Annotated in this window: 11 protein-coding genes; 3 read left to right on the top strand and 8 right to left on the bottom strand. The window is 37.9% G+C overall.

The window, feature by feature from the left end:
- Positions 1-24 precede the first annotated feature (24 nt).
- Both HH219_RS08655 and HH219_RS08650 read left to right on the top strand, forming a co-directional pair.
- Entirely contained in the window at positions 25-561 is a 537-nt protein-coding gene (locus HH219_RS08655; protein ID WP_054454651.1) for a DUF3833 domain-containing protein, read from the top strand.
- Between the two features lie 204 nt (positions 562-765).
- The gene (locus HH219_RS08650) at positions 766-1041 is read left to right on the top strand and encodes an HU family DNA-binding protein (protein WP_054203773.1); all 276 of its coding nucleotides are present in this window, start codon (positions 766-768) and stop codon (positions 1039-1041) included.
- A gap of 62 nt (positions 1042-1103) precedes the next feature.
- On the opposite strand, the gene ilvN is transcribed toward HH219_RS08650, so the two are convergent.
- The 8 genes from ilvN to HH219_RS08610 form a co-directional block, all read right to left on the bottom strand.
- Positions 1104-1601: an acetolactate synthase small subunit gene (gene ilvN, locus HH219_RS08645; protein ID WP_054203772.1), complete on the bottom strand. Its 498-nt coding sequence runs from the start codon at positions 1599-1601 to the stop codon at positions 1104-1106.
- Positions 1601-3325, bottom strand: coding sequence for an acetolactate synthase 3 large subunit (locus HH219_RS08640; protein WP_169327177.1), 1725 nt, complete (start codon positions 3323-3325; stop codon positions 1601-1603). Before HH219_RS08640 ends, ilvN begins: the two co-directional genes overlap by 1 nt.
- Positions 3326-4337: 1012 nt before the next feature.
- A complete protein-coding gene (locus tag HH219_RS08635; RefSeq protein ID WP_054203770.1) occupies positions 4338-5345 on the bottom strand; it encodes an isocitrate dehydrogenase in 1008 nt (335 codons plus the stop codon).
- A 181-nt stretch (positions 5346-5526) separates the two neighbouring features.
- Positions 5527-7212, bottom strand: a complete 1686-nt coding sequence (locus HH219_RS08630; protein ID WP_169327176.1) for a hypothetical protein — start codon at positions 7210-7212, stop codon at positions 5527-5529.
- A 9-nt stretch (positions 7213-7221) separates the two neighbouring features.
- The gene (locus tag HH219_RS08625; protein ID WP_054203768.1) at positions 7222-7605 is read right to left on the bottom strand and encodes a DUF3192 domain-containing protein; all 384 of its coding nucleotides are present in this window, start codon (positions 7603-7605) and stop codon (positions 7222-7224) included.
- A gap of 70 nt (positions 7606-7675) precedes the next feature.
- Positions 7676-8449 carry a flap endonuclease Xni gene (gene xni / locus HH219_RS08620; protein ID WP_054454648.1) on the bottom strand — a complete coding sequence of 258 codons (774 nt, stop codon included), beginning with the start codon at positions 8447-8449 and terminating at the stop codon, positions 7676-7678.
- Between the two features lie 13 nt (positions 8450-8462).
- Entirely contained in the window at positions 8463-9806 is a 1344-nt protein-coding gene (gene ppnN / locus HH219_RS08615; protein WP_054203766.1) for a nucleotide 5'-monophosphate nucleosidase PpnN, read from the bottom strand.
- 39 nt (positions 9807-9845) lie between these two features.
- On the bottom strand, positions 9846-11381 hold the full coding sequence (locus HH219_RS08610; RefSeq protein ID WP_331458686.1) for a GGDEF domain-containing protein: 1536 nt from the start codon (positions 11379-11381) through the stop codon (positions 9846-9848).
- Positions 11382-11599: 218 nt separating this feature from the next.
- Here HH219_RS08610 and HH219_RS08605 point away from each other — a divergent pair, with 218 nt between their 5' ends.
- Positions 11600-13381, top strand: coding sequence for a PDZ domain-containing protein (locus tag HH219_RS08605; RefSeq protein WP_169327175.1), 1782 nt, complete (start codon positions 11600-11602; stop codon positions 13379-13381).
- Positions 13382-13449 lie beyond the last annotated feature (68 nt).

Here is a 13449-nt window from a genome sequence, read left to right as displayed (position 1 = left end):
CAAACGCTATCAATAGGAAATAATATGAACAATACAATCCGTGGTTTAATTCTATTTATGCTTGTTTTTTTAACGAGCTGTGCAGCGCCCGATGTAGATTATTACAGCCAAAGCCAGCCTGAGTTTAATTTTAAGACATTCTTCAATGGTAAATTGAAAGCCTACGGTGTCGTACAAGATTATAAAGGCGAACTTACCCGTAAGTTAGTTGTTGATATGGATGCGTCTTGGGATGGCAATAAGGGCGTTATAGAAGAAGATTTTGTTTACGATGATGGGGAAACACAGCGCCGCGTTTGGTATATAACTTTAAACGATGATAATACATTAACAGGAACTGCTAGTGATGTCATTGGGATAGCGCAAGGTGCGAGTAATGGAAGTGTTTTTCATTGGACATATTCTTTAGAGTTGTCTGTTGATGGTAGCAGTTATGAAGTTAACTTTGACGATTGGATGTACTTGGTAACAGATTCTCGCTTGATTAACCGTACCGCTATTGATAAATTTGGTATTGAGGTTGGTGAAGTTACTTTGGTGATTGAAAAAATTGAACAGTAGATAGTTTTTTTATAATAGTATTAAAAAGTCATTAAATTCAGTATTCGTTAATGATATAAGCATTATTTTTTAAGACTATTATCCAAATTTTATCCATTTATTAAGAATTTAAACAAAAATGGCAATTTGCTGTTGCCAATACTTAAAAAATGCATAAAGATAGGTTTTGCGAAGGCAAAATAATAACGAATAGGAATTTAACAAATGAATAAAGCTCAATTAGTTGAAAAAATCGCTACTGATGCAGAAATCTCTAAAGCAGCGGCTACACGTGCACTTGACGCGTTTACTGGTGCTGTAACAACATCTTTAAAAGAAGGTGATTCTGTTGCATTAGTTGGTTTTGGTACTTTCTCAGTAAAAGAGCGTGCTGCACGTACTGGCCGTAACCCACAAACAGGTGCAGAAATTCAAATTTCAGCGGCAACTATCCCAAGCTTTAAAGCAGGCAAAGGTCTAAAAGACCAAGTTAATCCTTAATAAGTTAAAGCACTTATTAACAAAAAAGGGCTGTTTAGCCCTTTTTTTGTGCTTTTTAATTATTATATTCTTAACGCTTTATCACCACGGCCTATGCCTACAGCCCCAGAACGTACCACTTCTATAATATCGGTCTCATGGCGTAAAGTGTCTAAAAATGATTCAATTTTATCTGTGCTGCTAACGAGCTGTAATGTATAACTATTGCGGCCCATATCTAAAATAGCGCCGTTAAATACATCGGCTACGCGAGTAACTGCCGAACGTTTAGCCTCATCTTGAGCATGAACTTTCACGAGTAATAACTCACGCTCAATATGTGCTATTTCAGTCAGGTCGATGATTTTTAAAACATCCACAAGTTTATTAACTTGCTTAGTGATTTGTTCAACAATACGGTCATCTCCCATTGTGGTGATGGTGATCCGTGATAATGAATGATCATCAGTAGTGCCTACAGTTAAGCTATCAATATTATAGGCGCGTTGTGAAAACAGACCAACTATACGCGACAAGGCACCTGGCTCATTTTCTAGTAAAATAGATAGTATACGGCGCATTATGCTTTTACTCCTTTACGTAGCCACATCTCATCAATTGACCCAAGTTTAATCTGCATTGGGTAAACGTGTTCTTTTTCATCAACACAAATATCTAAAAATACTAACTTGTCAGTAATCGCCATAGCTTTGTCAATCGCAGGCTGTAACTCATCTAGTGTATTTACCTTAATGCCTACGTGACCATAACTTTCAGCTAATTTTACAAAGTCAGGCAGTGAGTCCATATAAGATGATGAGTGGCGACCGCCATAAACCATATCTTGCCATTGGCGTACCATACCTAATGAGCGATTATTCAAAGAAACAATTTTGACTGCTAAGTTGTATTGCATGCAGGTTGATAATTCTTGAATATTCATTTGAATTGAACCATCTCCAGTCACACAAATTGACTCTTTATCAGGAAATGCCAGCTTCACGCCCATAGCTGCAGGTAAACCGAAACCCATGGTGCCTAAGCCTCCTGAGTTGATCCATTGGCGTGGATTTTTAAACGGATAGTATTGTGCAGCAAACATTTGATGTTGGCCAACATCTGAGCTGATATAAGCGTCACCATTTGTTGCTTTATAGAGGGCTTCAATAACAGCTTGTGGTTTTATTTTTTCGCCATCATTGCTGTAGCTTAAGCACTTTTGCTCGCGCCAGCTGATGATCTGACGCCACCAATCTTCTTGGGCACTTCTGTCTATATTTAAAGGGCTTTTATCTATCGCGGTCTGTAATTGTTCAAGTACCGTTGCAAGGCAACCTACGACAGGAATATGGGCTTTTATTGTTTTCGAAATAGATGTTGGATCAACATCAACATGGACAATAGTTGCATTCGGGCAAAACTTTTTAACATTGTTGGTTACCCTGTCATCAAAACGAGCACCTAAGGCTAAGATTACATCAGCATTGGCCATTGCTTTGTTGGCTTCTAGGCTGCCGTGCATGCCTAGCATGCCAATAAAGTTGGGGTGTACACCACTGATGCCACCTAAACCCATTAGAGTATTGGTAATTGGCGCATTAAGTGACTCTACTAAACGTGTTAGTTGCTCTGAGGTATTTGAAATGATGATACCGCCGCCAGAATAAATAACTAATTTTTTAGCTTCTAATATAGCAGTTACAGCTTTGCGTATTTGTTTTGAATGACCTTTAGTATTAGGGTTGTAGGTTCGTAATTCGGTTGTGGAAGGGAATTCAAAATCAAATTTTAACGCTGGGTTTAACATGTCTTTTGGTAGTTCAACAACGACAGGCCCTGGGCGGCCGCTACTTGCGATATAAAATGCCTTAGCTAAAATTGTTGGAATATCTTTAGCGCTACGACAGTTAAAACTATGTTTAACAATAGGGCGAGAACAGCCAATAATATCAGTTTCCTGAAATGCATCATCACCAATTAAGTTAGTAGGTACTTGGCCTGATAATACAACCATTGGAATTGAATCCATGTACGCTGTCGCAATGCCCGTTATGCAGTTTGTAGCACCTGGCCCAGAAGTAGCCAAAACCACCCCAACGTCGCCTGTAGCACGCGCATAGCCATCGGCCATGTGCGTTGCTGCTTGTTCATGTCTTACTAAAATATGCTCAACATCATCTTGTTGAAATAAAGCATCATAAAGATCTAATACAGAGCCACCGGGGTAGCCAAATATATATTTAACCTTTAACTCTTTTAATGCCTGAACCACTAGTTCGGAGCCATTATATTGTTTCGTACTCATCCTCATTCCTCACGTACCTGATACTTTTAATTAAGGTTACAAGTAAATAGTTACTTAATAGACTTAATTAAATTAGTATTACAATTTAAATGCATAAAAAAACCCCCGCTGGAGCGAGGGTTTTTAAAAAGCTGTTTCACCTTTTAATACATCCTCGCAGGGCTTAAGACTAAGACCAGTACGAGTACGTTTATTTGGTGAAATTGATGTTTCATAGTATTACTTTTCTTCTGTATGTTTGTTATGAAATTTCTAATGAACTATTTAATTATTCGGTGCTTAAGACACAATTAATTCTCTTTTTTATTACCTCTATTTTTAAGTGTTTTACTACCTAATGTCAACCGCCAGCAAGACTATCTTGCATTAAAATTCCAAATTAATTGGTTTTTTATTTTAAGCTAGCTTTAAAATGTGTTTTTTGACGAGGTAATTAAAGAATTTATGCTTAAAATGATAGCTGTTGATGAATCGATGATTTGATCTCAGCTACAGAGTCTAATTGTAGACAAAGACGTTACGATGACAAAACTTAATAATGGGAATGGTGTTGAGCTCTAATTATGTGAGAGATAAATATTTTTAGATGCTATTTCATACAATTAATTAAAGATTGAACACAGGGTATTCAGCTGATGTTGCAGGTATGAGCATAGGTGATAGCGCTTAATTTATTCATTAAACGTCTATGAATTGAGTACTAATACCAATCGACTTAGATATTTAACCATTCTAGCGGGCTAAATAAAGCGCTAACAGCGTTATAAATTTTTCATGTACGACTGCATGGATGCAGGAGGTAGAGCAATGCAGGAGCAATTGCCGAGATCAACACCATGTCAAAATTTATGCCTTGTTATCACCGTATTTACCTGTCGCTATGAGTGGTCAGTAACTTAACTCGATTGGTATAAAATTGTTAGTACAAAGGGCCGTTGAATCGAAAATTGACAGGCACAAAAAAACCAGTTTTAACACTGGTTTTTTGTGCTTTTTAACCGTTCAGAAAAAATTATAGACGGTCAATTACAGCTTGAGTGAAATCGGTAGTTCCGTGGTTGCCACCTAGATCACGCGTTGTACGATCACCGGTCTTAATCACATCAGCTACAGCGCTACGGATGCGCTCAGCTGTATCACCCATTTCTAAATGCTCCAGCATTTGAATTGACGCTAGGATCACAGATGTCGGGTTTGCTAAGTTTTTACCAGCGATGTCAGGTGCACTACCATGTACAGCCTCAAAAATCGCTGCATCTTCACCAATATTAGCACCTGGCGCCATACCAAGACCACCAACTAGACCTGCACATAAGTCAGATAAAATGTCACCAAAAAGGTTTGTTGTAACAATAACGTCAAACTCTTCTGGGCTCATTACTAATTTCATACAAGTAGCATCAACAATCATTTCTGTTGATTCAATTTCAGGGTAACGCTCTGCAACTTCACGTGCTACTTTTAAGAATAAACCTGATGTTGATTTTAAAATGTTAGCTTTGTGAACAGCTGTTACTTTTTTACGGCCTTCACGCACGGCAAGCTCATATGCAAAAGTAACGATTTTCTCAGCACCGTCACGCGTGATCATTGACATTGCTTGTGCTTCGTTACCATCTTCTGAAGTCACTTGGCCTAAACCTGAATACATACCCTGTGTATTTTCACGTACTGTGATGATATCAATATCATCGTAGCGGGCTTTTGTTCCGACAAATGATTTTACTGGGCGCACGTTTGCGTATAAACCAAATTGCTTACGTAATGTGACGTTGATTGAAGTAAAACCTTCACCAACAGGCGTTGTTAATGGGCCCTTTAAAGTGATTTTATTACGTGCAATAGTGTCAATAGTCTCTTGCGGTAATAATTCACCTGTTTTCTCTAAGGCAGCTAGACCAGCATCAACGAATTCATAATCAAAATCGCATCCTGCGGCTTGTAATATCTCAAGAGCTGAATCAATAATACTTGGACCGATACCGTCGCCTTTGATTACTGTGATGATTTTTTTGGTCATGAACTTTTCCTATTACGAGTTAGAAATACACGTAAATATGTCGCAAAAATAAACTGCGATAACTTGTTAGATAATTTACGTGAATGAGTTTGAAAATTTAAGCGGCTTTTATAGCAATTTATTCAACTTTTTGCCAGTAAAAACCGTGAAAATAGTCAATATGTCTTATAAAATGCGCTGTTTATACACTATTACTTAAACCTAGGCTGGTTAATTGTGAATAAAAATTCGCAGTACTAGGCCAGCCAAGTTCTTTTAATACAGAATCTAAAATTTGCTTTTGCCACGGGCTGAGTACGTATTTTGGTTGATATACTTGTGTTGAAATTAACTTAACCGCGACCCATAACTTAGCCGAATCACTGAGTGATTTCTTTTTATGTTGCTCAGCATCTAATAAGGCTTGAGTCCATGGGTTATCACTTAAAACGGTGAGTAAGTACTGGCTGAGGGAGTCTGGGTCTAACTGTCGAACACCAAATAACCATGAGAGTAGGGGGCTTTTATCATTATTTGGCTCTTTACTATGCAATGTTTTTCGGCTTAGATCAGTACTTGCGTGCTCAATCAAATAACATATATATGCATAAACAGGCAAGGCAAGTTGCTCAAATTGTTGCTCACTATTATGTCTGAAAAACAGTGCTAGAATATTAATTATACCGCGTAAACGACAATGAATATGACGCTGTAAAGGGTGCTTATGGGATGTTACAAGCTGCTCAAATAGTACGTGCTGTATTATTGCGGGGGCATTATCTAGGCCGACCATACACAGGCTATGTCGTAAGTCTTTACCAGGTAAATTTTCTTTATTATAAGGTTTAACTGACTGACATAAATTTTCAATTGTTTGAGTTTGATTCTGTAATAATTTAATCAATGCCGTGTATGAATATTCATGTTGTACTTTAACTTGGCTTATCAGTATTAAAAGCGCTTGTTGCTGCTCATTAACTTCCTCATTCTTTACAAGGTGCTCACTAAACCAAACACTGAATAAAACTCGCTTATCTATAATGGGCCGTTGTTTAGCATTGGCATCTAGTTGCGCTTTAATACTATGCCAGCGTATTTTTTGCTCTGTATCAATAGAAATAACAAGGTGTTTTTGAGTTTTATCTTCACCGATGTAAACGAGATCCTGTTCACCATGTTTAACAACACTTCCAGGTATAAAGGGCCCTATATGTGCAATGATACTTTTTAGTGCGTATTGTGCAAACTGATTGGGTGTACGTAAGTAAATATCAGCCACCGCTTTATAAACGCTGATATGATCATTGTGTTCACGATAAGTTATATTCATCGCGATTATATTTGCAAGGGCGACTAAAATTGTTGCGCCATCGTAAATCATAATTTGTGGTGTGCTAAGTAAGGCTTGTTTGTATTTATTTAGTCGTGCTAAAACTGCTGAGATATTATCCGTTGGCACCTGAGAAGATTGCAAAAGTTTAATAGCAAGCTGGTGGCGACATTGCCACTGCTTTTTTTCTTGTAAATTAAGTGGTTGGCGAAGTGCTAACTTGTTACTTTGCGTTTGAACACATAAGTAGTTTGTAAGGCAAACAAAAATGAGTTGTTGTGTAACTTTACTATCATAACCTAAACTTTTGCAAAATGCGGTGATCAATACACATTGATTGACAACTAGGTTCGTCGTATACCCATAGCTTTTTACGTACAAAGTAAGTTGAGCCTGCATAGCATGTGGTGTGTGCTCATAGACTTGATAATAGCGTTCAGCTAATTGACTAAGTAGTGGATAAATATTGGGCCATTGGCTTTTATTATTATAACAGCGCAGCACTTGGTGTGTTTTTTCAAAAAGGGTTACCAGTGATTGTGGATTGACGGTATCCATTATTTAATATTATCCTTCGCGCTGATAGGCATCAAATGCACTTGGGCCCCATAAAACTAATTCACCATTTTTAAATAGTAACCCCGAGCACTCATCCATAGTGGTGATCCCGTCTGACTTTATATGCTGAGTGCGGTAGAAAATAATTTGCCATACTTCTTCTTTATCACGCTTTGCAAAGGTAAGATCTGGACTACCTAAATAATCTAATACGCTGTTCAAATTAACGGGATTTTCTATCGTTAACTTATCAATATAACGCTTATTGAAAGCTTCGCGGTCTTGCCAAATCATTGCTTGAGGGTCATCTTTATAAAAAGTAATAACCAAGGTAGCAATTAAAGCATAGACACCTAAACCTAATATTAGATAGCGAAAAACCTTTTTAAACATCTGACACTCTTACACTGAAACTTAAAATTGAGTATACGCATAGTTGAAATTCAGTGCCATGCTAATGCGATTAATTGAGTCTTAACTGCTTTAAACTAAAGCCTAAGTTTATATCTGTGCGCAAACTAACCAAGTTTTTTGAAATAATATAGTCTTCCATACCAGACGCTAGTTTTTTACGGGTGCCGGGAGAAAGCGATTCATCATTGGCGGCTAACGTAATATCAGCGTGTTTAGCTATCACGTCTTGTGCTGTTTTAGTTCCAACACCTTTTATTCCAGGAATATCATTGGTTTTATCACCAGCCATGGCCCAAAAATCAATCAACCTAGCTTGTTCAACACCAAAGCGTTGGTGTATAGAATTTAAATCTAGATACTCTTTTTTAAAATAGTCGTACACACTAATGTAATTATTTAGGCTAGGTAAAAAGCCCTTGTCGGTAGATACAATGGTCGAATGTAGCTGATTCTTTGCCATCTTATGCGCTAAAGTGGCAATAATATCATCAGCTTCATCATTAACGGGTGCAAAAACAATAATACCAGTTTGCTCTATGGCGTGTTTAAATTTAGCGAGTGAATTTCTTAAAGTTTCAGGCATTGGTGCTCTGCTACTTTTATACTGCTTGTAATAATGATAACGCCAGCTTTTATCGCCATCAAAAACTGCAATAGCATGTGTTGCTTGGGTGATTTTTAGTAATTTTTCACAGGCATGCGCTACACGCGCGCAGCACGTTATAATCATTTGCTCATCGCTGCCTTTATTTTGATTACTATCAACAGCATAGATACGCCTAATTAAATTAAGCGCATCTATTAAAAGTAATTGTCCAGACACTAAATAAAAATCCTCATGCTTTAATTTCGTAACATGGAGTATATTTACTGCCGGGAAGTTTCATTCGTCCTTGTTCAACAAATGCACGTAATAATTTATCCATGGCGTTCATTAATTCAGGTTCACCACTTAAAATAAAGCGACCGTCTTGTTTTATTGCTTGGATCCCTTCATCTTTTACATTGCCGGCAACAATGCCAGAGAATGCACGACGTAGATTAGCTGCAAGCTGTTGCTTAGGTTGATCTAAATGAAGATCAAGTCCCGCCATATTTTTATGCGTTGGGGAAAATGGCTGTTGAAAATCGTTTTCTATTTTCAGTGTCCAGTTAAAGTAGTAAGCATCGCCTTGGCTCTTGCGGTAATCGCGTACATTAGCCATCGCAGATTTTAATTTAATACCCACTAATTCAGGGTTATCAATGATCACTTCAAATTTATCAAGAGCTTCAGTGCCTAACGTCATTTCTACAAATTTGCAGAGTTCAATGAAATAATTTTCGCTTTCTTTAGGCCCAGTTAAAATGACAGGTAACGACTGCTTTTGATTCTCAGGATGTAATAAAATGCCAAGTAAATAAAGCAGCTCTTCGGCCGTTCCCGCACCACCTGGAAAGATAATAATACCGTGAGCCGTTCTAATAAATGCTTCAAGGCGCTTTTCAATATCAGGGAGGATAACGAGTTCGTTAACGATTGGATTAGGTGGCTCTGCGGCAATAATGCTTGGTTCTGTTAAACCTAAATAACGGTTGTTGGTATTACGTTGTTTGGCGTGGCCAATTGTAGCGCCTTTCATTGGACCTTTCATTGCGCCAGGGCCACAACCGGTACAAATGTTTAAGCCTCTTAAGCCCAGTTCATAACCAACTTGTTTGGTATATTTATATTCAACTTCATTGATCGAATGTCCGCCCCAGCAAACTATCATACTCGGATCGCTGTTCACGCGAAGCGCAGCAGCATTGCGCAACATATCAAAGACCATATGAGTAATGCTTTTTTGATCTGTTAAGTCTTTTTCGTATTTTTGGCAAATAAACAAGATGTCGCGTATCACAGAGAATATATGCTCGTGGATACCTGTAATAATTTCACCATCAACAAAAGCCGTAGTAGGGGGGTTAATTAATTCAATCTTAATGCCTCGCTCACGACTTACTAAGCGAATGTCAAAGTCTTTATATTTATTATAAATTTCAAGGCTTGAATCTGTATGGCTACCAACATTAAGTACTGCTAACGCGCAATTTCTAAATAATTTATAACGTTCACTCGTGGACGATTGCTCTAATAGGTCTACTTCTAATTGTGACAGTAAATCTAACACACCGGTTGGGTTTAACTGTATTAACATAGGCATTCTCCTTGCTGAAAAGCAGTTCGGTGGTCGTGATTATTTACTGATACATATTCGGTCACGACCTGTATTTTTAGCTTTGTAAAGCGCATCATCAGCACGATCAAATGCACTTAAAGGGGTATCCCCTTTTTTAAACTGAGTAACACCAAGTGAAATAGTAATTTCGACTTGTTTATTCTTAAATTTAAATGGAATGCCTTTCACAGCCTTACGTAGTTTTTCAAGGGGCTGGCTTGCATGTTCAAGTGACATACCTGGCATTAATAAAACAAACTCTTCGCCACCATAACGTGCAATAAAGTCAGATTTACGAATCGACATTTGCAACGCTTTTGCAATTACTTGCAATGTTTTGTCACCAGCACTGTGTCCATACTTATCATTAATTGACTTAAAGTGATCAACATCAATAACCACTAATGTCATATCTGATTCTTGGACTGCAAAAAGGTGAAACTCATGATTAAAGCGTTCATCAAATGCAGCACGATTAGGTAATTTAGTTAAACCATCGAGTAGGCTTTTAAAACGCTGTTCATGTAAACGTTTTTTATACTTGGATAGCTTGCCTTCTAAACTACCAATTCGTTGATTTATTTCGTTAAAACTGGAAATTAACGCTTGACGGTCTTCTTGTTCAAGGCGTTCTTTTTCAATTAAATCTTGGCTAAGCGACTTTAATTCATTATCAACGAGTGCCTTTAACGATGAGATAGACGTTGCATTTTGCGTTTGTGACGTTAAATTATTTATTTTACTTTCGATTCGTTTATTAAGTGCATCAAATTCAGCTCCCATCGATTGTGAGTGTTTGCTGGTTGAGACAATTGAATGATGTAATTCTTCAAGTGTTTGATTTAATGATACTAAAAAGCTTTGAGCGGATTGTCGCTCTTTACTTATATTACCGGCAATAATACGGATAATTTCAATTGCTGAAACTAATAAGTCATCCACAGTATCCGTTTCAGAGATATTATTTTTTATTGTTTTAACTTGTTCCGCAGCTTCATCTTCAAAGACTAAATCATTGGCTAAATTTAAGAGTTCTTTTGCCAATGAGGGTTGTAATGATGCTTGCTTAGAGTCAGTTAATGTAAGTTTTGCATGTAAAGCTTGATGGTAAATAGTAACAAGGCGGTTAAGAATAGGAATGAAATCCCTATTTGATTGGACCTGATTTAATTCATGATCGAGCAAGTGACGTAGCGTACGTCTTGCGTCATCAGGCAGCCCTTTTGTTTTTTGCAGCTGTTTACCGGCATCTTGAACACTATTGTAAAGTTCACGCTGATGAGCTGACTGTAGGGCTTCTTGCCCCTTTAATAGAGTAAGAACTTCATCAATAAGCGGCGCGAACATTTCAAAATCGACCCCTTTTGCTAATGCACTACGAAATTTAGCTAAACGGTTATCAAGTTCAATGTCCATACCTTTACAGCTTAATGATAATTTAGCTGAAAAATGGGTTAATGTATCGACCTGTTGTTTGCGCGCATGCTCTATCACCATGCGCGACTCAATGGCTTGTTTAAGTTTTTTATTTAAAACTTCGATCTGTTGTGACACTGATAGCTACCGCCATTGATTAAATCTTTATATTGCCTTAAGTTTACAACAAAATTGGAACAAATGTAGTCGCGAAGTCAAAAACTTAGCATTTGATGGTGATTTTTATTCATCGGGCTTATAACTGTGTCTTTTTGTCGCTTTTAATTCACATTAATAGCCATCATTGTTAGGCTAATTTATAACATAGCAATGATAATTTAGAATAAAGAGTCTATATGAAACGTTTTTTAGCATTATCGGTATTAGCAGCACTCTCTCAGTCAGCATTCGCTGACGTAAATTACTCTCTTGAGATCACTCAACCAGAGCATCATTTAGGGAATGTAAGTGTTGCGTTTCCTCAAACAGCACAAGCTCATTTAGATGTTAAATTACCGGCATGGCGCACGGGTCGTTATGAGATTTTAAATCTGGCTAATGGTGTGCGTTTTTTTCAAGCAAAAGATGATGAAGGTAAAGCGCTTAATTGGGAAAAAATAAATGCCAGTACATGGCGTGTGCACTTAGACGAACCAACTGATGTGCAAATAGATTACCAAGTGTATGCCAATGAATTAGGTAAGCGTGCCCGTCATATTGACGATAGTCATGCATTTATTGATGCATCCGGCTTTTTTATGTTTAGTGAGTCATTTCGTCAAGAGCCTGTGACGGTAACCCTTGATGTTCCAAAAGCGTGGCGTTCTGTGTCAGGAATGGATAACGCAGGCTCAAAACATAGTTTTAAAGCTGCAGATTATGATGTACTGGTCGATTCGCCAATCGAAACAGGTCTTAATGAACATCATACTTTTAAAGTGGGTGGTCGTGACTATGAGCTAGTGATCTGGGGAGAAGGGAACTATGACGTTGACTTAATGTTAAAAGACCTTAAAAAACTAGTCACAACAGGTAATGTGATCTGGGATGATTATCCGTACGAGCGCTATGTATTTATGGTGCATGCCACATCAGGTGCTGGTGGTGCAACAGAGCATTTAAACTCAACCATCATTCAACGACCGCGAGATCGTTTTGGTTCGCGCGAAGATTACCTGGCATTTATTAGTACGGCAGCGCATGAATTTATTCATACGTGGAATGTCAAAGCGTACCGCCCAGAAGGGTTAGTACCTTATGATTATACGAATATGAATTTTGACAAGTTACTGTGGATTGCCGAAGGTTCAACTAGTTACTTTGAAGATCATTTAATGGTTCGTTCTGGTATATCAACGACAGATGAGTTTTTTAAAAGTTTAACAAAAACAGTTAACCGCCATTTATTAACGCCGGGTCGGGACGTACAAAGCGCCACTGAAACAAGTTTTGATAAATGGATTAATCAAGGTGGTGACCACGCGCGTAACTATAGCACCAATATATACTTAGAAGGGTCATTAATCTCCATGGCGCTTGATATTGATCTACTTGAGAATAGCCAAGGAAAGCAAAGTTATCGCGATGTTCATCGTGCTCTTTATAATTTACATAAACTCCCACAAGGGTTTAGCGTTGATAATGTGAAAGCGATTTTAAAAGACTTAACTGGGCGTGACTATAGTACGTGGTGGGCTGCAAATGTAGACTCTCCAGCTAAAATTGATTTTGATATTTTACTTAATAAAGTAGGGCTTGTGCTTGAACGCCCTAAAGGTGCTAAAACATTAGCAAGTGTTGATGCGATGGCTAAAAATAGTGGCGAGTTACTTACGCTAACGCATGTTCGTCGTGGTGGTGCTGCGTGGCAAGCGGGCTTAACAACGGCAGATAAAATTGTAGCAATTAACAAAAAGCATGTTGGAAAAGATTTAAAAGCGAGTCTTGAAACATTCAAAGCGGGTGACAAAGTGACGGTTGACTTTATACGCCGTGATGCACTTCAAAGCACGACACTAACTCTTACTGAAGACTTTGATAAAGCTAAAAAAATCGTCGTAAATAAAGAGGCTACTGAACAGCAAATGGCATTGTTTAAAGCATGGATGGGGGTCGCTCATCCTAATCTAGTTAAATAATTAACATGACGAATGACTATACCCAAACCACCTCAAGATGAGACGCCCAACGGGTTGGTTTAAAAGCG

Origin of the sequence: Pseudoalteromonas sp. NEC-BIFX-2020_015 (genome assembly GCF_012952265.1) — a bacterium.
Lineage (GTDB): Bacteria > Pseudomonadota > Gammaproteobacteria > Enterobacterales > Alteromonadaceae > Pseudoalteromonas > Pseudoalteromonas neustonica.
The sequence above is the reverse complement of the archived record's forward strand: the minus strand, read 5'-3'. Positions and strand labels throughout refer to the sequence as shown.

Excerpts from the sequence above, each read along its gene's own strand:
- HH219_RS08655 (WP_054454651.1), top strand. The coding sequence starts at position 25 with ATGAACAATACAATCCGTGGTTTAATTCTATTTATGCTTGTTTTTTTA.
- HH219_RS08650 (WP_054203773.1), top strand. The coding sequence starts at position 766 with ATGAATAAAGCTCAATTAGTTGAAAAAATCGCTACTGATGCAGAAATC.
- ilvN (WP_054203772.1), bottom strand. The coding sequence starts at position 1,601 with ATGCGCCGTATACTATCTATTTTACTAGAAAATGAGCCAGGTGCCTTG.
- HH219_RS08640 (WP_169327177.1), bottom strand. The coding sequence starts at position 3,325 with ATGAGTACGAAACAATATAATGGCTCCGAACTAGTGGTTCAGGCATTA.
- HH219_RS08635 (WP_054203770.1), bottom strand. The coding sequence starts at position 5,345 with ATGACCAAAAAAATCATCACAGTAATCAAAGGCGACGGTATCGGTCCA.
- HH219_RS08630 (WP_169327176.1), bottom strand. The coding sequence starts at position 7,212 with ATGGATACCGTCAATCCACAATCACTGGTAACCCTTTTTGAAAAAACA.
- HH219_RS08625 (WP_054203768.1), bottom strand. The coding sequence starts at position 7,605 with ATGTTTAAAAAGGTTTTTCGCTATCTAATATTAGGTTTAGGTGTCTAT.
- ppnN (WP_054203766.1), bottom strand. The coding sequence starts at position 9,806 with ATGTTAATACAGTTAAACCCAACCGGTGTGTTAGATTTACTGTCACAA.
- HH219_RS08605 (WP_169327175.1), top strand. The coding sequence starts at position 11,600 with ATGAAACGTTTTTTAGCATTATCGGTATTAGCAGCACTCTCTCAGTCA.